Here is a 22934-nt window from a genome sequence, read left to right as displayed (position 1 = left end):
TATAATTAATTATATGAATGAAAATATTGAACGGTTGCTTGATAAACTGACGGCCTATAAAAAGAAACTCGACGCTCTTCGCCCCATTTCAAAATCACATTTGGAAAAATTAAAAGAATATTTCGACGTCGAATGGACTTATAACAGCAATGCAATTGAAGGCAATTCTTTATCGCTTGGAGAAACAAAGCTTGTCATTTTAGAGGGCATTACAATTGGCGGGAAAACCGTGCGGGAACATCTTGAAGCGCTAAACCATAAAAAAGCGATCGATTTCTTGGAATCTATAGTCAAAAAAGCGGATAAGATCAATGAGGAAACAGTAAAAAAACTTCATTGGCTTATTTTAAGGGAAATTGACGATGAAAACGCCGGAAAATATAGGGGGAAGCAGGTTTATATTTCTGGTTCTCATCATTTGCCTCCGCACCCCCAGGACGTTCCATTTAAAATGAAAGAGTTCATTCGGAAGTTAAATAATGACAAGGGACATCCTGCCATAAAGGCGGCTGACGCCCATTATGGTTTTGTTGCCATACATCCATTTATAGACGGGAATGGCAGGACCGCGAGATTATTGATGAATTTGATATTTATCCACAAAGGGTATCCGCCGGTTATAATACCGATGAGCAGGAGGGAAGAATATATTTATGCTTTAGAAAAAGCCCATAGCTCTAAAAAATTAAATGATTTTTATACGCTTATATGCGAATGCGCCGAACAATCGCTAGTGAAATATATTAATGCTTTTAAATGAATTTAAAGAGGGGAGATAATTATGAAAGTACTGGCTTCCGATAAAATTTCCGAGATCGGCCTCAAAATGTTAAAGGACGCAGGGATCGACGCTGACATGAAAACAGGGCTTCCCGAAGATGAGCTTGTGAAAATTATCCCAGAATATGATGCGCTAGTTGTCCGTTCCGATACAAAAGTTACCCCTAAAATAATCCAGGCGGGTAAAAAATTAAAAATCATAGCAAGAGCAGGCGTTGGCGTCGACAATGTCGATCTTCCGACAGCAACAAAAATGGGCATAATCGTGGTAAATTCACCCGAGGGAAATACCGTAGCTGCCGCAGAACATACATGGGCTATGGTCATGTCGATAGCCCGACAGATCCCTCAAGCGCATTCCAAATTAAAGTCGGGCGTGTGGGATAAGAAATCATTCAAAGGTGTTGAAGTCCTAAATAAGACGCTTGGAGTGGTTGGTTTGGGTAAGATCGGAAGGCGAGTTGCGGCGTACGCCCAAGGAATGGGCATGAAGGTTATAGGTTCCGACCCTTTTGTAACGGAAGATTACGCCAAGAGCCTGGGAGTCGAACTTAAAAAATTCGATGAAGTCATAAAAGACTCTGATTTTTTGACTTTCCATATCCCAAAAACCAAAGAAACGGCAAATCTGGTCAATGCCGATATGATCGCAAAAATGAAAAAGGGGGTCCGCATCGTTAATGTCGCCCGCGGCGGGATCATCGACGAAAAAGCACTTTACGACGCATTAAAAAGTGGCCAAGTAGCGGCCGCGGCCCTCGATGTTTTTGAAAAAGAGCCGACGCCGCCTGACAATCCGCTTTTGGCGCTTGATAATATCGTCGTAACCCCGCATTTGGGAGCTTCAACTGTCGAAGCGCAGATAAATGTGACGGTCGATGTGATAGAACAAATAATCGAGGTTTTAAAAGGAAACGCCGCACGGTCAGCCGTTAATATTCCTTCAATGCGACCGGAGCTTATTGAACCTGTTAAACCTTATCTTTCGATCGCGGAAAAACTTGGAAGCCTTGCGACCCAAATTGTTTCGGGAGCCGTATCGAAAGTTACAGTGGAATATTCCGGCGAAGTCGCCGAACATAATGTCTCTCCTCTTACTACAACGATCTTAAAGGGGCTTCTTGCGCCCATGATGGATGTGGTCGTAAATTTCGTAAATGCGCCTTTTATCGCAAAAGAAAGAGGCATCGCAGTCATCGAAAGCAAGAACAAAGAAGTCAAGGATTTCGCGAGTTTGATCACGGTTAAAGTTGAATCGGCAAAAGGCATAAGGGAAGTAGGCGGGACGGTTTTTGAAAAGTTGGGCGACCGGCTTGTTTCAATTGACGGGTTCAGGATAGATGCGGTTCCGTCAGGATATATGCTGATCCTTTCAAACATAGATAAGCCCGGCATGATAGGGAAAGTCGGGACTTTTTTGGGCAAGAACCAGATAAATATCGCAAGCATGGATGTCGGGCGGATAAAAGTCAACGACAAGGCCGTCATGGTCTTGAATATCGATAGCGTAGTTCCCGACAGCGTTTTATCGGAACTAACGAGTATTGAAGGGATTTCAGGAGCGATTGTTGTAAAATTGTGACAATATTCGACAATATTGCAAATCTTCTAGCTTTCAAGAAAAAGAAGGTCGGGTTGGCGCTTGGAGGCGGCATCGCCCGCGGCATTGCCCACATCGGCGTCATCAAAATCCTAAAAAAACACAAGGTTCCAATAAGTTTTGTTGCCGGCTGTTCTGCCGGATCCATAATAGGCGCCCTTTTTGCGTCCGGGATGGATCCTCATTTGATGGAAAAAGCGGCCCACAGGCTTGGATGGGCGAGGTTTATCAGGTTTGTAATGGCAAGACATGGCCCCGCGACAACCGACGAGATCCAAAAATTTATTTCTACGAATATCGGAGATATCCAATTTTCAGGGCTTAAATATCCATTTGCCGCGGTTGCAACCGACCTTAAGACCGGAAGGGAGGTCATTATCCGCGATGGCCCAGTTTGCAAAGGTGTTGCCGCAAGTTCCGCTTTCCCTGGAGTATTTGTCCCTCTTAGGCGCGGACATGACCTGCTCGTCGACGGCGGCATTGCAAATAACCTGCCGGTATCTGTTGCCAAAAAAATGGGGGCGGATTTTGTGATAGCCGTAGATGTAGTCCCTGCAAACCCTCTGAAAAACGACCTAAATAATGCGCTTGAAATATTCGGGCGCGCTTTTGATCTGGTCATGAAGAAGATAAGCTCGGATGGCCGGAACCTTGCCGACATTGTAATCGAGCCTGATATCCCCGAAGACATATGGCATCTTGATTTTGACAAGTCAAAAAGATTAATTGCGGCTGGAGAAGAAGCCGCCGAAAGCAGGATACTTGAAATTAAGACTCGTCTTGCCCTCTGATCCCCAAAGCCAAAAGCCTTGAAGATAGCGTAGTCCTTGCTATCCCAAGTTTTGCGGCGGCTTTTGTTTGATTATCGCTTGATTGCGCCAAAGCGTTGAGTATTATTTTTTTCTCGAAAGTTTCCAGTGCATCTTTCAAGTCTGAAGATGTCGGCTTATTCTCATCTTGGATATTTCCCGAAGAATATCTTAATCCGAATATCTGTTCTTCTTCGATCATGTTGCCTTTTGTTAGCGCGACCGCTCTTTCTAGAAGGTTTTGAAGCTCCCGCACATTCCCCGGGAAATTATAGGCCCTTAATTTTGAATAGACTTGCGGCGATACAGACCTTATATTTTTGTTGAATTCTTTGTTGAATTTCCCTATAAAAAAGTTTATGAACAATTCAAGATCGTCTTTTCGATCCCTTAGAGGCAGCATTTTTATCGGTATAACATTCAACCTGTAATACAAATCTTCTCGGAACTTGCCTTCTTTAATCGTTTTTTCAAAATCGATATTCGTCGCGGCAACTATCCGTACATCAATATCTATTTGCGCATTTCCGCCAAGCCTTTCTATCTTGCGGTCTTCTATAATTCTCAAAAGTTTGCTTTGCAGGGTAGGGCTCATGCAGCCGATCTCATCGAGGAAAAGCGTTCCTGAGTCGGCCAGCTCAAATTTTCCGATGCGACGCTCCATAGCCCCTGTAAAAGCCCCTCTTTCATAGCCAAAAAGTTCCGATTCAAGAAGATTTTCGGGTATAGCGGCGCAATTTATCGCCACAAATGGATTGTTTTTCCTGTTGCTTTGGTTGTGGATCAATCTTGCGGCTATTTCTTTCCCTGATCCCGATTCGCCTGTGATAAGTACTGTGCTGTCAGTTGGAGCTATATCTTTTATTATTTGCCTGATCTTTTGTGTTTCCTTATTATGCCCGATCAGATCAAGGGAAGGATTTGAGCTTTTGATCGTTTCTTTAAGCTGGATGTTCTCTTTGACGAGTGATATTTTTTCCAATGACCTTTCAATTATCAATTTTAGTTCGCTTACGTCAAAAGGTTTGTTTATATAATCGTAGGCTCCAAGCTTCATTGCTTGGACTGCCGATGCGACATCTTTGGATGCCGTAGCCATTATCACATCGATATGCGTATGTTTTTCTTTTATATGTTTTAATAATTCGATACCGTCCATCTGGGGCATTTTAATGTCTGAAATAACCAGGTCCACATCGTTTCTTTCGATCTTTTGAAGCGCATCAATTCCTGACTCCGATATAATTATTCTGTATTCTTTTTTGAGGATATTTTCATAAGTCTTAAGCATGTCCTTTTCGTCGTCAACAACTAAGATCGTGAACTTTTTTGTCATTTTGCCGCTCCTTACAATAGTGTTCAGCAATTACAATGCCAGCATATTATAGCATTATTGACGAAAAGTCGTCACAATGATGTTTGATCGACGTATATGTCGTCATTTCTATGGTAAAATTACTTCGTGCAAATAACTCTTAATACTTTTTTGACATTTTCAACTTCAATTCTTTCTTTGTTTCTTTCTGGCTTCGTTTTTATTAAAGGCAAGGATAAGCCGGCTAATATTGCACTAAGCCTTGTTTCTTTGGCGGTTGCGATATGGACATTTGGCCAGGGAATGGGGGAGGTCGTTTCAGGTAAAGATGCCGTTCTCTTGTGGACAAGGATAAATGTTGGGGCGGCGGTAATGGTGCCCGCATTTTTCATGAACTTTGTTTTGGTCTTGATCGATAAAACAAAAAAGCAAAAGATCATTTTGGCGCTTAGCTTTATTCTTGCTTTTGTATTAATTGCTTTTGATTTTACTCCGCTTTTTGTAAAAGATATCATGCCTGTCTCGGGCTTCAGGTATTATCCGATCGGGGGCCCTATTTATACGATTTTTGCGGCCTATTTGACAATTTGTTTTGCCTATGGATTTTTCCAGTTGTTCATTGCGATAATGCGCAGTTCTGATCGCAGGCTTCGCTATGCATTTATTGCTTCATTGATTGGATTTTTAGGCGGGGTCACGGCATTGTTTCCGGTTTTTTCAATTAATCTGCCGGTTTTAAATCAATTTACTTTGCCAATTTATATTGCGATCACCGCATACGCGATTATCAAGCATAAGCTTGTCGATATTAATTTTGTTATTCGTGAAGGGCTGGTTTATTCATCTCTAACCGTATTTTTTGCGGGATTTTATGCGTCGATCATTCTTCTTGCCGATAGGATTTTTAAACAGATCAATTATTTTAATGAATATTCGGTCATGATGTTCGTCGTTGCGGCGTCTGTGCTGGTTTTTCAGCCCGTGCGCGACAGGATACAGCAATTGGTCGATCGTTTTTTCTTTAAGGGAAGCTTCTATTATGAAAAAACGATAAATGATCTATCTGACGAGAACCAAAAACTTTTCCAAAGCCTGCTTCGCGCCGATAAATTGGCGGCGCTTGGCACGATGTCAGCCGGCATGGCTCATGAGATAAAGAATCCGCTGGCTTCCATCAAGGGTATGACCCAGGTTTTGCCGGAAAATATTGGAGACCCGGAATTCGTGAAAGATTATGTTGAAATGGTGCCAAGGCAGTTAGACAGGATAAACAGGATAGTTGAAGACCTGTTAAAAGCGGGGAAAGCCCCAAAATTAGAAAAACAATATGTGGACATCAATACTATCCTAAATGAAGCGCTTGCTTTTTATTCCGGAAATTGCGACAAGCTGTCAATTAAGGTCAAAAAAGAGCTTTCGAGCCTGCCGGAAATTTTTGCCGACCGCGAACAACTATATCAAGTGTTTTCAAATCTGATCCTAAATTCAATGCAAGCGATGCCGCATGGCGGAGCGCTTAATGTTTCGACCTCAAAGGAAAGCGACAGGGTTTATGTTGTAATTAAAGACAGCGGGATAGGGATCCCAGAGGACAAGATAGACAATATATTCGACCCATTCTTTACTTTGAAAGAAAAAGGCACGGGGCTGGGGTTGTTTACCGCTTATCGCATAATACAGGAACACAGGGGCGCGATTGAAGTCCAAAGCAAGCCGCGAGAGGGCGCCGCATTTAAAATATGGCTTTATATAAAACAAAAGGAATAGTGCTGCAGCGCCGGAATTTTGACGAGACCGCGCGCATTATCACTTTTTTCACAAATGATTTTGGGAAAATAAGCGCGATAGCTAAAGGCTCAAAGCGCCCAAATTCGAAGTTTGGCGGGAGGCTTGAGCCTCTGAACCTTTTGGACTTATCCGTAGCCCATGGCCGCAATCTCGATATCTTAAGCCAGTGCGAAACGATCGAAAATTTTAAATTCCTGCGCGATGACCCTCATTATCTTAAAACGGCGCTTTACTTTGCGAGGATCATACATAAAGCGACCGATGAAAAACAAAAAAACCTGAATTTATTCAAGCTGATCATATTGTCCCTTGGAAAGCTTGACTTAAAAGAACCGATCGATCGGGTAGTAAAATATTTCGAAGTGAACTTCTTGAGGGTCGAAGGCCTCTTCCGCCGAGATGCGCCGCCTGATATACTGATAGGCGAACATTTGAACGAGGATGTAAGGCAATGGAAAATATAAATACAAAAGTTTCAGGATTTGGCGCGGTATTTTCAAATACAGGCTTTCTTATGCTTTGGCTTGGGCAATTAACATCACAGCTTGCCGATAGGATTTTTGTTTATGTCCTTATGATCCTCGTTTATCAGCTTACAAAGTCCAATGCCGGCGTATCTTTGCCTCTTTTAGCATTTGGCATTCCGTCGGTCATTATCGCCCCGTGGGCGGGGATACTTGTCGACAAGCTCGACCGCAAATGGATAATGGTCGTGACCGACATCGCGCGCGGGCTCCTTATATTGCTTATCATCCCGCTTATCGCAAAATCCGTTGCCCACATTTTTTTTGTGAGCCTTCTTATATACAGCGCCGCGCAATTTTTTGCGCCAGCGGAATCATCTTCTATCCCGGAACTTGTCGAAAGGAAGAACCTCATCATCGCAAACTCGCTTTTCATGCTTACTTGGATGGCATCCTCTGTTGTCGGATTCGGGCTTGGAGCGCCGCTTGTCAATTTTTTAGCGGAAAAAGGGACGCTTGTCGCCGCGGCGACTTGTTATTTTATTTCCGCCGCATCGATCTTGGTCGTACCCCTAAAGCCGCCGGCCAATATTATACACAAGAAAAGCCATGTGTTCGGGGACCTTGGGGTCGGTTTTGAATTCATAAGGCGAAACTATGTTGTGCGGTACTCGCTTTACAAGCTGTTTGTTGCCGCGGTCGCCATTTCGACCCTTTCAGTCCTCGCGATCTCATATGCAAACGACATTTTAAATATAGGCGGCCGAAATTTCGGATATCTGATAATAGCTGTGGGGCTTGGGATGGTCATCGGCATGTGGAGCCTGGAAAAGATCCGCCACTACTTCAAAAAAGGGACAATAGTTGTCGGAAGTTTTATTATGTCAGGCTTGGCCCTTCTTTTGCTGTCAAGAACACACGAAGTTTATCTTGCTTCGTTCCTGATAATGCTTTTGGGTGTGGGCAATATTTATATAACTTCATCGATACAAACGATCCTTCAGCATAAGATACCAAGGCAGATAAGAGGCAGGGTTTTTGGCGTCCAAAATATGGTAATCAATTCCGCTTTCACTTTTCCTGTCGTGATATTTGGAGTTATCGCAGATGTATGGGGAATATTATTTTCGATCGCGCTGCTGGGGTGGATGGTATTGCTTATGGGTATTGCAGGCTTATTTTTGCCGAAATTTAAGACAGTTTAAGAAGGCCGCACAAAAGAAAACCGGCCCCTTAATTCTGTTTCTATTGTTCCCTGATAGTGTTTTAACGCGCCATCTGCGCAAGATTTGACTTCCCTCCAAAGCGGGCTGTTTATCTGATGGTCCGTTCTATATGGGCCACGCTTATACGCCAAAACGGCTTTTTCAAAAGTCACTTTGTCTTTATATAGATCGGCAAAATATGCAATCGAGATCTTTGTACTGTCGCTCGGATTAAATAAATTGAAATATTTCATGCCAAGCCTTGAAGCTATTTCTTTAGCAGTTCTTGGCATTAATTGTGCTAAGCCTTTGGCTCCAGACGCGTTTTGCGCTCTCGGATTAAATTTTGATTCAGTCTTAATGAGCGATAAATAATAAACAACAAAAACAACAGTTTCATTTATTATTTTATCGTATTCTTCTTTGGTTTTTGCATTTTGAAGGCGCTTTCTTAACCGGGCTGGTAAATGTTTTAGCGCAAGATCAAGATATTCTCTCGGGATCGCATAATTCCGCCCGCTATAGCCAAGAATATTATTGACGGTTTTTGGTGTTGTGCATTTTGGTATGCTCATTGTCTATATATATAATCGTAATATTAAAGCTATTTCTTGCGGGGCGGCCGCCTTGAGAAAAATCCTCATTTTTGCTATTATATTGACAAATATGCCTGAATTTTTAGGATACGCCAAAAGTCCGGAACCGAAGTGGCCGTATGTGATGCTTATTATCATTGTACTTGCTGTTTTGCTCGGTTTGCCTCCAATTGTCACATCGATCCGCGATTCCTTGGCGAGCCGGCCAAAAGAAGATCCTAAACAAGAAAAGATCGTAGAAACCAAACTTTACGAGCCGACAAAAGAGGCGAGTGCTCCAATTTCCGCGATCGGGGGATCCTTTATTTTCTCAACAGGAATGGCCGCGGGCAATAAGCCGATAGACGAAATAAATGAGATATCTAAGGGCCAACACGATAAACTCTATGTCTTTACGAATGTAGATGGCGACAACTTGAGGCATGTCTTTGTGAGCCCTGCGGGAGAAGATTCTGCGGATATAAAAACTAGCAGCTGGAGCTATGTCGGGCTTTATAATAAGGTGCCGGGAAAGTGGGAAGTCAGGGTCGTAAATGGAGCTGGGAATATTCTTTCAAGAAAATCAATTACAATCCTTCCATAAAATTTTATAAATTTCAGCTATAATATCTTGTATGCTTAAGACTTGTATTTACTATCTAACTTACAGATCAAATGACACGTGCGAATTTGACGATATCTGGAGCAATGAGGCATATCAAAAAATTGAAGAAGCTCCAATTCCAAAACATCTTGAGAATATAAGGGATGCAGGGCGAAGCGGTGCAAAGCTCTTGGAGGTCACGGGGGGCGAACCTTTATTATATAGTGAGCTCCCACAGATACTAACTCAAGCAAAAAAACTGGGATTTATAACTTCACTTACTACAAACGGCATCCTCTACAGTGAAAGAGCCAAAGAAATAAGAGGATTGATAGATAATTTATCTTTTTTCTTGGATTATCCAATGCGCGACGACCATAACAGGAGCAGGGGGATCGATTGCTTTAATCTTGTGCTAAGCGGGATCGAGCTTGCGCGGCAACTTGGGGAAAATCCCGCGATCAAATTTAATGTTACCCGCGATTCTGTAAGGTATTTGCCTGAAATGGCCGACCTTGCGCAATATGTCAAAGCGAAGCTCTTTGTCCATCCGCTCGATAATTTTGGCGGACAATGGGCTCGGTTCGAGGCAAGAACGCTTGACCATATCTCGTATTTTTTCAAAAGGAAAGACGTTGTAATGGATTTGGCGGAGGTCGAATTTTTGAAGAACCGCGGTAATAATACGGTTTTTCCCCGGTGCAGGGCAAGTGAAACAACCATTACTTATTTGCCCGACGGGACATCTGCTTCCCCATGTTTTGAGAATAGGGGTGGACGGCAGGGGCGGGAAAACATTTGTTCTGGTTGCACGCTTACAAACTATATGCTACCATCGTTTGAAATCGGCCTTGATAAGTATAGGATGCTCCACTATTATTCCAATTGGTATAACGGCCGAAAGTCCGCCAGAGGCGGACAAGGAGAAAAAGTATGAAGATTGTAATGCTTGTTCCGTATTTCTACCCGCACACAGGCGGTACCGAAAAATATGTCAGGGATCTTTCAGCCGCCCTCATCATGAAAGGGCATGAAGTAACGGTAATTTCCAACAATCTTCCGCGCGAAAAAAATGCTCCAACACGTGAAACCCTGCCTGAAGGCATAAATGTAATAAGACTTGACGCTATCGACATGTTCCATTACCTGCCGGTAAGCACCCAGTTCAACCTCAAGATGATTGAAAGTTTTGATATTGTGCACGTCCATGTCCCAGCTTTTTCGTTTTTGAGGGCGGTCGCCGGAAAAATAAAACAGCCTTTAATTGTCACTTATCATTGCGATGTCACGGTATCTGAAAAATTCGCGGGGATCCCTGTCCCTAAATTTCTCGTACCGGTATTTGAAGAAAGCTCGAACGCGTATGCGAGGATGCTTCTTCCAAAGGCCGATGCGATAATAAATACCACGGAAACATACGCAGAAACATCGCCTGTCATGAAAAATATTGCACACCACACTGCCCCGATCGGTATTTTCTACGACAAGATCGACAGCATACAAAAGAAGCTTGGGCTTTCTCCTGAAAAGAAGAACAAAAAGCAATTGTTGTTCTTGGGCAGGCTTGCGGGGAATAAAGGCTGCGATTATCTGGTAAAGGCTATGCCCGAAGTTTTGGTCAAATATCCGCATACAAAATTAGTTATCTGCGGCGATGGCGAGGAAAAAGCTCATATCCTTGATCTTGTGACCCAGTTTGGCATTGGCGAGGCGATCACATTCTTGGGGACAGCTACGTTCGAAAAGCTCATCACGCTTTATTATGAATCTTTGGTTTATGTGTTCCCGTCAATTAACCGCCTTGAAGCTTTCGGTATAGTCCAACTCGAAGCAATGGCCAACTTTACCGCGGTCATATCATCGGACATCCCGGGACCCAATGCTGTTATGGACGAAGGCCAATCTGGATTGCTTGTTCCAAAGCAGGATCCTCACGCTTTGGCTCAAGCCATAATGAGCCTATTAGCTGACCCCGAAAAAGCGCTGGCAATGGGCCGCCGCGGACGAGAGCTTGTCGAGAAGAAATACGATTGGAATGTCATAGCTGATAAGATCGTTGATATCTACAAAGAAGCCCAAGCAAAGAAGCAGTCAGTTTAGGTCGGTCGGCACCACGTCGTAATTATTGCGGGCATTCCAGATGAGGAATCTCTTGACCCCTGCATCCCTGCATGCCTTAACTTGCGCCCTTATATATTCCGGGCCGTAGTTTGGAGATCTCATGTTGAATCCCTGTATCCATGGGGCCAGCTGTGTCGCTTCTCCAGATAGTATTTCGAGCGACCTTTTAACACCGCTGTTCAAGAAATAATATGGTTCTGACCCCGGGTTTGCGAACCCGTCATAGCCGTTATGAAAATGCGAGGGGTAAAGCATTGGAGATAGGATATCAAGGTATTTTGCCATTAATTTTAGGTCTTGTCCCAAATTCTCAACATCATTTTTGCTCTGCCATGCCGCGACGCCGAATATATCGACAGCCAAGGAAACATTGTATGGTTTCAATCTTTCTTTTGTCTCTTCCAAAAATTGGCATATGATGCCAACTCTTGAAACATCCTTTTTCTGATGGGGGAACACGGTGTATTTTGCGTTTCCCTCTACCGGAAATCTGATGTAATCGAATTGGATCTCATCGACCCCCGACAATGCGGCAACTTCCGACATAGCAACCTTATATAATCTGGCTTCATCGGCATATGGGTCGACCCAATGGCCGCCTTTGCGATCGCGCATTATTGTCCCGCCGGGATTCATTACGGACAGGTCGGGCCTTGCAATGATCAAATGATCGTCTTTGAATACGACGATCCTTGCAGTTACAATGTATCCCAGCTTATGCATTTCATCCGTAAAGTTTTTTAGCCAAGTGTTCGGTTTCAATTGAGTATCCGAATGCAGTTTTTTTTCTTGTATCAATGGGATAATATCTTTATCGATAATATAATTTACGTCCAATACGATAGTATCAAGATTGCGTGTTTTTAAGATGTTTTTGATGTATTCCAGGCTCTTTTTGCTTTGAGCGGTCGATGATGTAACATATATCCCTTTGCTTGATAATATTTTAACTTTATGCGGAACGAATTGTGGAATAGCCTTTAGTAGCTTATCCCCATTAAAAAAAGTTATTGCAAGGATAAGGAGGGCAAGAAGCGCCCTTAGAAGGGTGTTCATTTGTATCATTTTATCATATATTTGTGATAAAATTGGAAAATGCCGCTAAAAAAATCCAAGATCAATAAAGACGCCCTTGCGATCGTAAAAACATTAAAAGCGAACGGGTATAAATGCTATTTGGTCGGCGGGTGCGTCCGCGATCTCATGCTTAAAATTACGCCTAACGAATGGGACATTACAACAGACGCTACACCCGATGTCGTATCAAAATTATTCAAAAAAGTAATACCTACCGGCATAAAATTTGGGACAGTCACTGTCCTTTTGAATAATACTCCGTTCGAAGTTACTACTTTCCGCAAAGACGAAAAATATTTCGACGGAAGGCATCCTGAAAACGTTAAATTCACAAAGAAGCTTGAAGAAGACCTCTTAAGGCGTGATTTTACGATCAACGCAATGGCTTACGATCCGATCGATTTTGTGTTTTTTGACCTTTTCTCAGGAATAAAAGATCTCAAAAATAAAACTATCAGAGCAGTTGGCGATTCCATCGAAAGATTCAAAGAAGATGGCTTAAGGCCGGTAAGGGCTTGCCGTTTTGCCGCCCAGCTTGGATTTGTAATCGATAAGAAAACATTCAATGCGATCCCTAAAGTACTAAAAGTAGTAAAAATGGTCTCGATCGAAAGGGTCCACGATGAATTGGTAAAGATCTTGAAAACAAAAAAACCATCTGTAGGATTGGATTATTTGGATCGCGCAAAAATAATGCGGCTATTTATTCCCGAGATCGTGAAAATGAAAGGAGTAAAACAGCCCCTTCGATATCATAAGTATGATGTATATTTTCACAGCCTTTATTCGTGCGATAGAGCCCCGAGAGAAAACTTAATCGTGAGGCTTGCCGCATTGCTTCACGATATAGCCAAGCCAAAATGCCGTGCCTACCGGCAGGCAGGTAAAAAGGGCATAACTTTCTATAACCACGATAAAAAAGGCGTTCAAATGGCGGAAAATATTTTAAAGCGCCTAAAGTTCAGCAATGAGATCATAAAAAAAGTTTCAAACCTTGTTTCAAACCATATGTTCAACTACGACAAGACCTGGGGCGCTTCTGCAATACGAAGATTTATCAAAAGGGTTGGCATCGAGAACATCGATGACCTTTTTTTGTTGCGGCGCGCAGATATGTTTGCCATGAGAGCAAGGACTAGCGCCGCTTATTTAAAGAATTTAGAAAAACGCATCAACAAGGTATTTAAAGAAGAGAATGCTTTACGCCTATCCGATCTTAAGATAAATGGGAGGGACATAATGTCCGAGCTCAAGATCAAACCGGGGCCGCAGGTCGGAAAAATATTAAATAAGCTTTTGGAAAAAGTATTGGATGATCCGAGCTTGAATGAAAGAAAAAAACTCCTGAGACTAATTCGTGAAACTTTCTAAACCCTCACCCGACTATTTTGTTTCGATACTTTATTCTATCAACCCCTCTCCCAGTGGGAGAGGGGAAATATCTAATAGTTTTCAAATAAGAATAAAATGGGTGAGGGCTATTGCTCTTGCGGTTTTGTTCTGCTTTTTATTTATTGTTCCTGCCTTTGCCGAGCCCGTAAAGATAGAAAGCGCGGAGATCAAGTGGCATAAATATTATGATGAGATATTGGTCAATACGTCCGATTATGTGACCCCAACAATTAAAGCATTCCCTGATAGGCTTGTCTTAACTTTTAAAGATTCCGAAACGTCCAAATTCGAAACCGCACCCAAGAAAAGCTCAAGGATCAAAGTTATTAGGTCAACGAGCCCCGAAGGCGATAATGCAAGACTTGTCATCGAATTAAAAAAGAATGTTAAATATGAGATCGCTTCTTTATATGGAAAAGGGGAAGTGCTCATAGAGATTTCGGATGTAGATATCCCTTGCATGTACACAGACAAGGGCGTTAAATACCCTGGTCCCGAAGATACGCGCGCAGATGCCCGCCACCCAATAAAAATAGAAGTCCTGGAACCTATCATTAGCGGGATCGCAAAGACAAGCAATATCCTGAAGGGGCGGAAGATAGTAATTGATCCTGGGCATGGAGGGGAAGATCCCGGAGCTTTTGGAGTAAACGGCATTAGGGAAAAAGACCTGACATTAAAGACCGCTTTTCTTATCTCCGACCAATTAAGGAAAAATGGCGCTTCGGTTTTTATGACCAGGAGATTGGATATTAAGAACGATCTTTCGGATATAGTCGATTTTACGGAAAATGCCAAAGCTGACATTTATATTGGAGTGCATTATAATTCGATCGACGGGAGATCGATATCCGGCACCGAAACGTATTATTACACCCCGCAGAGCTTTAGGCTGGCATCTCTTGTGCACAAGGAAATGGTATTGAATTTGAGGAGGCAGGATAGGGGAGTTAGGCGCGCAATGTTCTATACGATCCACCATTCGACAATGCCGTCGGTCTTGATCGAGCCTGTATATATCACGGATCCGCATGAAGGGGCTCTGGCCCAAAAAAAAAGCTTTAAAAAGGAGATCGCGGACAGCGTAACTAGGGGGATAATTAATTATTTTTCAAGATGAATAGCGATATACAAAAAATTAAATCCGATAAAGTGGTTTCATATTCGAAAAAGATCGAGGACGGATCGAAGAGTGAAAAAGCATCCCCGATAGGCGTTTTTGATTCCGGGGTCGGCGGGCTATCTGTCCTCTCGCAAATAACAAGGCTACTTCCCCACGAAGATATCATTTATATTGCCGATACCGCCCGCGTTCCTTACGGTGGAAGGCCGGATGACGAGATAATTAAGATAAACAGGGAGATCCTCGATCATTTTGAAAAAGCCAAGGTCAAAGCTGTTGTCATGGCGTGCGGGACATCTTCATCTATCGCTTATCCTGTGCTAAAAGAGAAGTATAAATTCCCGATAATATCCCTTATAAGGCCGGGAGCAAAGGCCGCGCTTGATAAGACGCATAACCAAAAGATAGGGGTCATAGCGACTCTTGCGACCATTAATTCCAAAGCCTATGAAGGAACGATCCATGAGTTAAAAGATACCGCAAAGGTCTTAAGCTCTCCATGCCCCTTGTTTGTCCCAATGATCGAGGGGGGATTTATCGAGACCGATGAGACAAGAAAAATTGCGGTCGAATACTTAAAGCCGCTATTAAAAGAAGGGATCGATACTTTGATCCTCGGATGTACGCATTATCCGCACTTGGTTAAGGTCTTATCAAGCATAGCCGGTCCAAATGTTGCGCTTGTTGATCCATCAGAATATGCAGCCAACGAATTGATGGAAGTTTTGGGGAAACACCAATTATTGAACAGTAAAAATCATAAGGCGAAGTATAGTTATTTGGTTACCGGGAAAGTTGAACAATTTTTGGAGTTGGGGAACAAGCTTTTTTCAAGGCCTATTGCCTCCGCGAAGCAGATCAAACTATAATTTCCAGATCTTCGCGTTATATTCGGATATCATCCTGTTCGTATTAAAGAAAGAAGCTGCCGCGATGCAGTTTATCATCATGTCAATCCATTCCGACTTATAAAAGAAATCTTTTTCATATATCGTGCAGTTGTAAAGCCCCGCCATCTCTTCCAAGCTTTGGCATAACGCGTCGGAATCTTCCGCGAGATGATAATCGTATTCGCTTCCAAGCTCGCCTTCCTTGGGGAAGTATCCAAAGATCCGGCCAAGGCCCATTTCCGCCGCTTCAACTACCCAACCGTCTTTGGTGCTAAGCTGAAGAACACCATTCGCGATAGCTTTCATTCCTGATGTCCCCGACGCTTCAAAAGGCGGAAGCGGGTTATTTAGCCAAACATCGACAGATGAAGCAAGCAGTTTTGAAATATATGTATCATAATTTTCCAGGAACAAGACCTTTAGAATATCTCTCTTTTCTGTCAGCGCATCTATCTTATTTAATATTTCTCTAATATGGGTCGATCCCATGTTGTCGGACGGATGCGCCTTTCCGGCAAGTATTATCTGCATTGGACCTACGGTTTTTGCGATATTGATGATCCTTTCCAGATTATGCAGGATCAGGCTTGGCCTTTTATAAGGAGCAATTCTTCTGGCCCAGCAAACGGTGAATACGGATTCATCGAGCAGCCAATATTTTAGGACTTTACATAAATTCTTCTTGTTATGCTGGTGGGCATTCCATAGGTCGAATTTGAAGTGTTGGTTATCTTTTAGATTTACGACATTTTTCAGGTTGTCGGGATCTTGTCTCCAGGGGCCGATCTTGTCTTGGTATTTATCCAAAACTTCTGCAATCGATTTAGACATCCAAGTGGGGGTGTGTACGCCGTTTGTAATGCTGAATATTTTATCCCGGAAATCTGGGAATTGTATCCTGGTCACTTCGCCATGTTTTTGAGCTACCGTGTTCACGTAAGACGCTGTACTCATGGCAAGTTTTGTGAAATTAGCTATATCGCCTTCAGCCGCCGGCGTCGCCATTATCTTCGATACTTCATCCTCGGATAAAAGTTTCAAAAGATCGGATTTATGGAAGCGGTCGTGCCCAGCTTCAACGGGGGTATGGCATGTATACGCGAGAGGCTTTTTTGCTTCAAGGTACGCAAGTGCCGCATGGCCTTCGTTCAAATGATAAAGATCGATCGAATAACCTAGCGCATCAAGAGCTTTGATCCCCGCAATACCGAGCAATGCCCTTTGGGCAATCTTTATCAAAGGATAATCTGCGCGATAAAGCTGGTCTGTCAGCCTTTTGAAGTTATCAGGATTCTCTGGAAGGTTAGCGTCCATCAAAACAAGCGGAACTACGTTCTTTTTGTCCCAGCTGTAAACGTAATATTTCCAAAGCTTTAATTTGAGGCCGAACTTGCCAAGAGGGATCGTAATATACTTATCAAGCGGGACGAGTCCGGGATAAGTTTTTGGGTCCCATTGCAGTTCTTCGGGGACTTGGCCGTATTTGAACCAAAAATTTTGCTTAAAATATCCTTTATTCCATAATATCCCGACTCCAGCCACGGATAAATTGAGGTCTGCGCAAGATTTTAGGGCATCTCCAGCAAGGACGCCCAAACCGCCGCTGTAAATTGGAAGGTCCAGGAGCTCTTCGAAAAGGAAAGAATGGTAATAATCCATATCTTTGAGGTTTGAGAATATTTCGTGCTTTTTGATCCTGTTAAGTTCATGGATCGGATGCTTACTTTCCAATTTATTGTAAATACTGGGCGCCAGACCGAATTCCATCGAGAAATACGCGATCGAACGGTTTTCTTTGTTGGCCAATCTTTCTTCGGCATTAATAATTGATTCTAACGGATATCCAAAATATTCAGTTTCCGTAATATCGTCGTTCAAGCGGTGGTCGGCAGGATCTGCGCAAGTAAGTTTTATGATTTTTTCATCCATTATTTATAGTATAATTATATCATGTATGAATTGATGGTAGAAGATACGTTCGCCGCGGCTCACGCATTGCGGGGATACAAAGGCAAATGCGAGAATTTGCATGGGCATACTTTTCGTATCCAGGCGTTTATTGCGGGCGCAAAGCTTAATGATATCGGGATAATGATGGATTTCCATGAGATCAAGAGATTACTGAAAAATATCTTGGATCGCTTCGACCATAAGGACTTATGCGAGATATCGGAATTTAAAATTGACAATCCCTCGAGCGAAAATATAGCTAAAGTGGTATTTAATGAACTTAAAAGGGATATTAAAGAATTAAATAAAGTGACAGTTTGGGAATCGTCTTCAACTTGCGCTAGTTATTTTGACCCCCTCTATAATCTCCCCCTTATCAATGGGGAGATGGAGCGAAGCGGAAGAGGGGGTATGTGAGGTTAATATGGATACAATAAGTTTTATTAAATACCAGGGGCTTGGCAATGATTTTGTGGTCATTGATTCGAGAAAAACCGACCTTTCAAAGGTCGATCTTCACGCATTGGCGGTCGATATTTGCGACCGGCATTTTGGAGTTGGGGCTGACGGATTGATAATTGTTTGGCCGTCTACGAAAGCCCATTACAGAATGCAAATAATTAATTCCGACGGGTCGGAGCCCGAAATGTGCGGGAATGGCATCAGATGTTTCGCGAAATATGTTTTTGAGGTCGATAAATTAAAAGAAGAAGTGATTTCCGTTGAAACAAAAGCAGGCATCATTGTCCCGGCTGTTATTTTAGAAAAAGGCGTCGTTGTTGGCGCCGAGGTTGACATGGGGATACCTTCGGAAATGACCAATGTCAAATTACAAATGACAAATTATGGAGCTATTGAAATCTATTCAGTATCTATAGGAAATCCGCATGCAGTAAATTTTGTGGATGATTTTGCAAAAGTTAATATTTCTGAGATAGGTCCTCAAATCGAAAACCATCCGCATTTCCCAAATAAAACAAATGTTGAATTTGCGCGAATTATTAACGACCATGAAATAGAGCTAAAAGTTTGGGAGCGCGGGGCAGGCGAAACATTGGCATGTGGAACCGGTGCCTGCGCTTTAGTTGCCGCGGCTGTACTTCTTAAAAAAACCGGAAGAAAAGTATTGGTTAAACTTCCTGGTGGGAATCTGGATATCGAATGGCAGGCATCAGACAACCATATTATCATGCGCGGACCGGCAGAAAAAGTCTTCGAAGGGAGCTATTCCATCTAAGGAACGTATTTTTCCTCGTAGTAAGTTCTCACTCTTAATTTAACGCCTATGTCTTCTGCGATCTTTTTAGCTTCCTCGATATTGACTTGATTTGGCAAATTAACAACGCTTGCTTCGACATAGGGGATATATTTCTTGGCCTCTTTAATAAAACTAAGTACTTCGCCATAAGCTTTGAGCCCAAAAAATGAATTACAGATCGCGTTATATGATTCCGCTTTCTCGGTGTTTAGCGATATGGACATGATATCGATCAGACCTTTTAGCTCGGGCAATATATTCCTTCCGTAAAATAGGTTCATCTGACCGTTGGTGTCGACTCTTAAACTCACCCCCTCCCTCGCTATGCTCGGGTTTCCCCCTCTCTTATTAAGAGAGGGGGATAGGGGGCGAGTTGAAGATTGTGATTTTATCCAACTGCATATTTCTTTTACGGCATTGAGTCTTATCAAAGATTCGCCGTAGCCGCAGAAGACGATCTGGTCATATTGATTCGGATCTCCGATAGCTTTTATGACATCATCTGTTAATGGTTCGCGTTCGAGCCATAGAGAATATTTACCGTGGAATTTATGGGTCTTATAGCGAATGCAGAAAAAACACGCGTTCGTGCAGCGGTTAGTTATGTTTAGATAAAGAGTATTATCGAGAGTGTATGAGATGTCTTGCATTATTTTGAAAGCTCGTCTTTCAAGATCTTCTGCACAGTGTCGGGATTTGCTCGGCCTTTTGTCGCCTTCATGATCTGTCCCACAAAAAACATTAGGACTGCTTCTTTTCCGGTCTTGAATTGTTCAACTTGTTTAGGATTATTATTTATTATATCTTGAGCGATCTTTTGAAGCTCGGATTCATCAGATATTTGGCTCAATCCCTGTTCTTTAATAATATCTTCGACAGTCTTGCCGGTTTTTAGCGCTTCAATTAGCACTGTTTTTGCCATTGATGAGCTTAACTTTCCGCCGTCGATCAATTTTAATAGGTTTGCCAGATTTTCGGGCGTAAAAGATAATTCTTTGATCGATAATTTAGCTTCTTTTAAGAATGCAGTAATATCTCCAACGATCCAATTCGCGGCAATTTTTGGTTTATCATAATGTTTTATAGTCTCTTCGAAGTAATCGGACATATTTTTGTCGGAAATAAGTATCTTGCTTGTTTCGGGGGCTATACCATATTCGCCAACGAATTTTTTCTCTCGCGCTTCGGGCAACTCTCCCAAAGTTTTTCTTATTTCTTCGATCCACGCTTGTTCCGGTTCGATCGGTACCAAATCAGGTTCAGGAAAATACCTGTAATCGTGGCTGTGTTCTTTGCTGCGCATACCGGACGTGGTTTCGGTCTCGTCGTCATAGAAGCGGGTTTCTTGGATAATTGTACCGCCTTCTTCAACTACTTCCCTGTGCCTTTTTTCTTCGGCGGAGAGGGCTTTCATAACAGCCTTAAAAGAGTTCATATTCTTAACTTCGGTCTTTGTCCCAAATTTTGGCGCTCCATGCAGTCTAATTGAAATATTTGCATCGCATCGAAGTGATCCTTCTTCCATTTTGGCATCGCAGACATCTATATATTCCAAAATATGGGCAAGTGCTTCCATATATGCTTTCGCACCTTCCGGAGTTCTAAGATCCGGTTCGCTTACTATTTCCATAAGAGGGGTTGCCGCGCGGTTGTAATCGGCCAAACTGTAATCCGATCCCATTATTCTTGCGGCTCCTACATGCACAAGCTTCCCAGCATCTTCTTCAAGATGTATTCTTGTAATTCCTATCTCTTTTTTTACATCATTAACTTCAATTGTGATCTTCCCGTGTTCGGCCAAAGGCAGGTCAAATTGTGATATTTGGAAATCTTTCGGAAGATCGGGATAAAAATATTGTTTTCTTGCAAATATCGAACTTTTATTTATCCTGCAATTAAGCGCAAGTGCTGTTTTTATGGCAAGCTCGATCGCTTTTTTGTTGATAACGGGTAATACGCCAGGTTGGCCAGTGCAAACAGGGCAAATATTTGTGTTTGGCGCGTCTCCAAAGTGATTTGCGCATCCGCAGAACATTTTGCTGTTAGTTTTTAGCTGGGCGTGGACCTCAAGCCCTATAACAGTTTCGTATTTGCTCATAGATTTGGCTTTCCTTCATGCCAATTGGTATTTTGTTCAAAAGTATATGCAGTTCGGAGAAGTGTTTCTTCGCCAAAAGCTTTTCCCGTGATCTGTAATCCGACCGGTAACCCTTTACTTAATCCGCAAGGGATAGAAATTGCGGGAAGTCCAGCCAGGTTTACGGGAATTGTCGCGATATCCGATAGATACATCGATAGCGGGTCATCCGCTTTTTCACCGATGTTAAAAGCAACGGTTGGCGATGTTGCCGAAACGAGAACATCGCATTTTTCAAATGCTTTGTCGTAATCTTGTTTGATCAAAGTCCTGATTTTGAGAGCTTTTAGATAGTAAGCATCGTAATATCCTGCCGATAGGGCATAAGTGCCGAGCATTATTCTTCGTTTAACTTCGGGCCCAAAGCCTTCGCGGCGGGTATTGTAATACATGGTCAATAGGTCCTTTGCTTCTTTGGCTCTATGTCCGAATTTGACGCCATCAAAGCGGGCGAGGTTTGAGCTGGCCTCTGCGGGAGCTATTAAATAATAAGTTGTTACGGCATATTCAAACGAAGGCATCGATACGCCAACTATCTTCGCGCCTAATTCATCATATTTATTTATTGCCGTTTCTACGAATTTTTTAACTTCGGGGTCAATTCCTTCGCCTATTAGTTCTTTTATAACGCCAATTCTTAAGCCTTTAACATCATCTATCAATGCTTTTCTATAATCCGGAACAGGCCTATTGACCGAGGTTGAATCTTTCTTGTCATATCCCGAGATAATATTTAACATGATCGCCGAATCTGTTACATCTTTTGTGATAGGCCCTATTTGATCAAGAGATGAAGCGAATGCTATAAGCCCGTATCTTGAAACTCTTCCGTAGGTTGGTTTTAACCCTACAACGCCGCAAAACGATGCCGGCTGTCTGATCGATCCACCGGTATCAGATCCCGTTGCCGCAACCGATTCTCCCGACGCAACCGCAGCCGCAGATCCCCCTGATGATCCGCCGGGGACAGTTTCAAGATTCCAAGGATTAAATGTCTTGTGAAGCCCCGAATTCTCGGTTGATGAGCCCATTGCGAATTCATCCATATTGGTTTTGCCGATTATAATCGTTCCTGCTTCTTTCAGTTTTGTAACGACTGTCGCATCGTAAGGGGCAATATAATTATCAAGGATCTTGGACGAACAAGTTGTCAAAATTCCTTTTGTACACATGTTATCTTTGATAGCGATCGGAATTCCGGTTAGAGGTGTTACACTTTTATTGTTTTTAATCTTGAGATCGGCTTCCTTCGCCTGCTTTATTGCTTCTTCGCGAGTTAATGTGACGAATGCCTGTACTTTTCCTTCAACTTTGTCGATTCGGTCAAATATTTTTTCGGTTAGCTCAACCGAACTAATTTCTTTATTTAATAATAAACTATTTAATTCATGGCAGGATTTTGTTTGCATAAAATTAAATTTCCAATGACCAATGACCAATGACCAACAATGTTTTATTATATTTAATTATCGCCGAAGGCGATACCATGTTGGGATTTGGGAATTGGGATTTGGTCATTATTCTATAATCCTTGGGACTTTGAACATATTATTTTCGACTTCTGGGCCGTTAGCGAGTATTGATTTGATGTCTTCGCACTTTTCAACAATATCTTCGCGCATGACATTCTTCATGGGTATTGCATGCGAAGTGGAGGGGATGTCTTTTAGGTCAAGCTTCCCTAAATTATCGGCGTATTTTAATATATCGCCCAATTGTTTGCCGAATGTTTCCTGTTCAATGTCTGAAAGCCCAAGTCGTGCAAGTTTTGCAACGTGGTCTACATCGATTTTCATAAAGAAATTATATCATAACCCCCTCTCATTCTCCCCCTTAATAAGGGGGA

At 42.5% G+C, this 22934-nt stretch carries 22 protein-coding genes; 14 read left to right on the top strand and 8 right to left on the bottom strand.

Features of this window, described 5'->3' with window-relative positions; all coding sequences use genetic code 11:
• Positions 1-13 precede the first annotated feature (13 nt).
• From HZC34_08315 to HZC34_08305, 3 genes are read left to right on the top strand one after another with little or no spacing between them, the layout of a single operon-like run.
• Positions 14-760, top strand: coding sequence for a Fic family protein (locus HZC34_08315; GenBank protein MBI5701825.1), 747 nt, complete (start codon positions 14-16; stop codon positions 758-760).
• A 21-nt stretch (positions 761-781) separates the two neighbouring features.
• Positions 782-2362 carry a phosphoglycerate dehydrogenase gene (locus tag HZC34_08310; GenBank protein MBI5701824.1) on the top strand — a complete coding sequence of 527 codons (1581 nt, stop codon included), beginning with the start codon at positions 782-784 and terminating at the stop codon, positions 2360-2362.
• A complete protein-coding gene (locus HZC34_08305; protein MBI5701823.1) occupies positions 2359-3171 on the top strand; it encodes a patatin-like phospholipase family protein in 813 nt (270 codons plus the stop codon). Before HZC34_08310 ends, HZC34_08305 begins: the two co-directional genes overlap by 4 nt.
• On the opposite strand, the gene HZC34_08300 is transcribed toward HZC34_08305, so the two are convergent.
• The gene (locus HZC34_08300; protein MBI5701822.1) at positions 3149-4525 is read right to left on the bottom strand and encodes a sigma-54-dependent Fis family transcriptional regulator; all 1377 of its coding nucleotides are present in this window, start codon (positions 4523-4525) and stop codon (positions 3149-3151) included. The two genes, HZC34_08305 and HZC34_08300, sit on opposite strands and share 23 nt — an antisense overlap.
• Positions 4526-4651: 126 nt before the next feature.
• On the opposite strand from HZC34_08300, the gene HZC34_08295 reads away from it, so the two are divergent.
• The 3 genes from HZC34_08295 to HZC34_08285 are packed head-to-tail and all read left to right on the top strand — an operon-like array spanning position 4652 to position 7961.
• Positions 4652-6271, top strand: coding sequence for a hypothetical protein (locus HZC34_08295; protein MBI5701821.1), 1620 nt, complete (start codon positions 4652-4654; stop codon positions 6269-6271).
• Positions 6244-6756, top strand: coding sequence for a DNA repair protein RecO (gene recO / locus HZC34_08290; protein ID MBI5701820.1), 513 nt, complete (start codon positions 6244-6246; stop codon positions 6754-6756). The genes HZC34_08295 and recO overlap by 28 nt, the downstream gene beginning before the upstream one ends.
• Entirely contained in the window at positions 6744-7961 is a 1218-nt protein-coding gene (locus HZC34_08285) for an MFS transporter (GenBank protein ID MBI5701819.1), read from the top strand. The genes recO and HZC34_08285 overlap by 13 nt, the downstream gene beginning before the upstream one ends.
• Here HZC34_08285 and HZC34_08280 read toward each other — a convergent pair.
• Entirely contained in the window at positions 7958-8536 is a 579-nt protein-coding gene (locus HZC34_08280; protein MBI5701818.1) for a transglycosylase SLT domain-containing protein, read from the bottom strand. The genes HZC34_08285 and HZC34_08280 overlap by 4 nt on opposite strands.
• A gap of 91 nt (positions 8537-8627) precedes the next feature.
• Between HZC34_08280 and HZC34_08275 the strand changes: the two genes are divergently transcribed.
• From HZC34_08275 to HZC34_08265, 3 genes are read left to right on the top strand one after another with little or no spacing between them, the layout of a single operon-like run.
• Positions 8628-9140 (top strand): DUF2914 domain-containing protein, encoded by a 513-nt coding sequence (locus HZC34_08275; protein ID MBI5701817.1) that lies wholly within the window; start codon positions 8628-8630, stop codon positions 9138-9140.
• Between the two features lie 31 nt (positions 9141-9171).
• Positions 9172-10077 (top strand): radical SAM protein, encoded by a 906-nt coding sequence (locus tag HZC34_08270; protein MBI5701816.1) that lies wholly within the window; start codon positions 9172-9174, stop codon positions 10075-10077.
• Positions 10074-11240 (top strand): glycosyltransferase family 4 protein, encoded by a 1167-nt coding sequence (locus HZC34_08265; protein MBI5701815.1) that lies wholly within the window; start codon positions 10074-10076, stop codon positions 11238-11240. Before HZC34_08270 ends, HZC34_08265 begins: the two co-directional genes overlap by 4 nt.
• Here HZC34_08265 and HZC34_08260 read toward each other — a convergent pair.
• Positions 11232-12317, bottom strand: a complete 1086-nt coding sequence (locus HZC34_08260; protein ID MBI5701814.1) for a hypothetical protein — start codon at positions 12315-12317, stop codon at positions 11232-11234. The two genes, HZC34_08265 and HZC34_08260, sit on opposite strands and share 9 nt — an antisense overlap.
• A 39-nt stretch (positions 12318-12356) precedes the next feature.
• Between HZC34_08260 and HZC34_08255 the strand changes: the two genes are divergently transcribed.
• Genes HZC34_08255 through HZC34_08245 form a run of 3 tightly spaced genes read left to right on the top strand, consistent with a single transcriptional unit; the run spans position 12357 to position 15722 of the window.
• Positions 12357-13709 (top strand): HD domain-containing protein, encoded by a 1353-nt coding sequence (locus tag HZC34_08255; GenBank protein MBI5701813.1) that lies wholly within the window; start codon positions 12357-12359, stop codon positions 13707-13709.
• Complete coding sequence (locus HZC34_08250; protein ID MBI5701812.1) at positions 13696-14850, top strand: N-acetylmuramoyl-L-alanine amidase; 1155 nt, start codon at positions 13696-13698, stop codon at positions 14848-14850. Before HZC34_08255 ends, HZC34_08250 begins: the two co-directional genes overlap by 14 nt.
• Positions 14847-15722: a glutamate racemase gene (locus HZC34_08245; GenBank protein ID MBI5701811.1), complete on the top strand. Its 876-nt coding sequence runs from the start codon at positions 14847-14849 to the stop codon at positions 15720-15722. Before HZC34_08250 ends, HZC34_08245 begins: the two co-directional genes overlap by 4 nt.
• On the opposite strand, the gene glgP is transcribed toward HZC34_08245, so the two are convergent.
• A complete protein-coding gene (gene glgP, locus HZC34_08240) occupies positions 15717-17672 on the bottom strand; it encodes an alpha-glucan family phosphorylase (GenBank protein MBI5701810.1) in 1956 nt (651 codons plus the stop codon). The genes HZC34_08245 and glgP overlap by 6 nt on opposite strands.
• A 21-nt stretch (positions 17673-17693) precedes the next feature.
• Here glgP and queD point away from each other — a divergent pair, with 21 nt between their 5' ends.
• Positions 17694-18110, top strand: a complete 417-nt coding sequence (gene queD, locus HZC34_08235; GenBank protein MBI5701809.1) for a 6-carboxytetrahydropterin synthase QueD — start codon at positions 17694-17696, stop codon at positions 18108-18110.
• Positions 18111-18126: 16 nt separating this feature from the next.
• Complete coding sequence (locus tag HZC34_08230; protein ID MBI5701808.1) at positions 18127-18930, top strand: diaminopimelate epimerase; 804 nt, start codon at positions 18127-18129, stop codon at positions 18928-18930.
• On the opposite strand, the gene HZC34_08225 is transcribed toward HZC34_08230, so the two are convergent.
• From HZC34_08225 to gatC, 4 genes are all read right to left on the bottom strand, one after another.
• Positions 18927-19601, bottom strand: coding sequence for a radical SAM protein (locus HZC34_08225; protein MBI5701807.1), 675 nt, complete (start codon positions 19599-19601; stop codon positions 18927-18929). The genes HZC34_08230 and HZC34_08225 overlap by 4 nt on opposite strands.
• Entirely contained in the window at positions 19601-21049 is a 1449-nt protein-coding gene (gatB, locus tag HZC34_08220) for an Asp-tRNA(Asn)/Glu-tRNA(Gln) amidotransferase subunit GatB (protein MBI5701806.1), read from the bottom strand. Before gatB ends, HZC34_08225 begins: the two co-directional genes overlap by 1 nt.
• Positions 21046-22497, bottom strand: a complete 1452-nt coding sequence (gene gatA / locus HZC34_08215; protein ID MBI5701805.1) for an Asp-tRNA(Asn)/Glu-tRNA(Gln) amidotransferase subunit GatA — start codon at positions 22495-22497, stop codon at positions 21046-21048. Before gatA ends, gatB begins: the two co-directional genes overlap by 4 nt.
• Positions 22498-22605: 108 nt before the next feature.
• Positions 22606-22884, bottom strand: coding sequence for an Asp-tRNA(Asn)/Glu-tRNA(Gln) amidotransferase subunit GatC (gene gatC / locus HZC34_08210; protein MBI5701804.1), 279 nt, complete (start codon positions 22882-22884; stop codon positions 22606-22608).
• Positions 22885-22934: the final 50 nt, after the last annotated feature.

The sequence above is a fragment of the Candidatus Saganbacteria bacterium genome, assembly GCA_016223245.1.
Classification (GTDB): domain Bacteria; phylum Margulisbacteria; class WOR-1; order XYC2-FULL-46-14; family XYC2-FULL-37-10; genus JACRPL01.
Note: the sequence above shows the minus strand (reverse complement) of the source record. Positions and strands in the feature narration are given on the sequence as shown.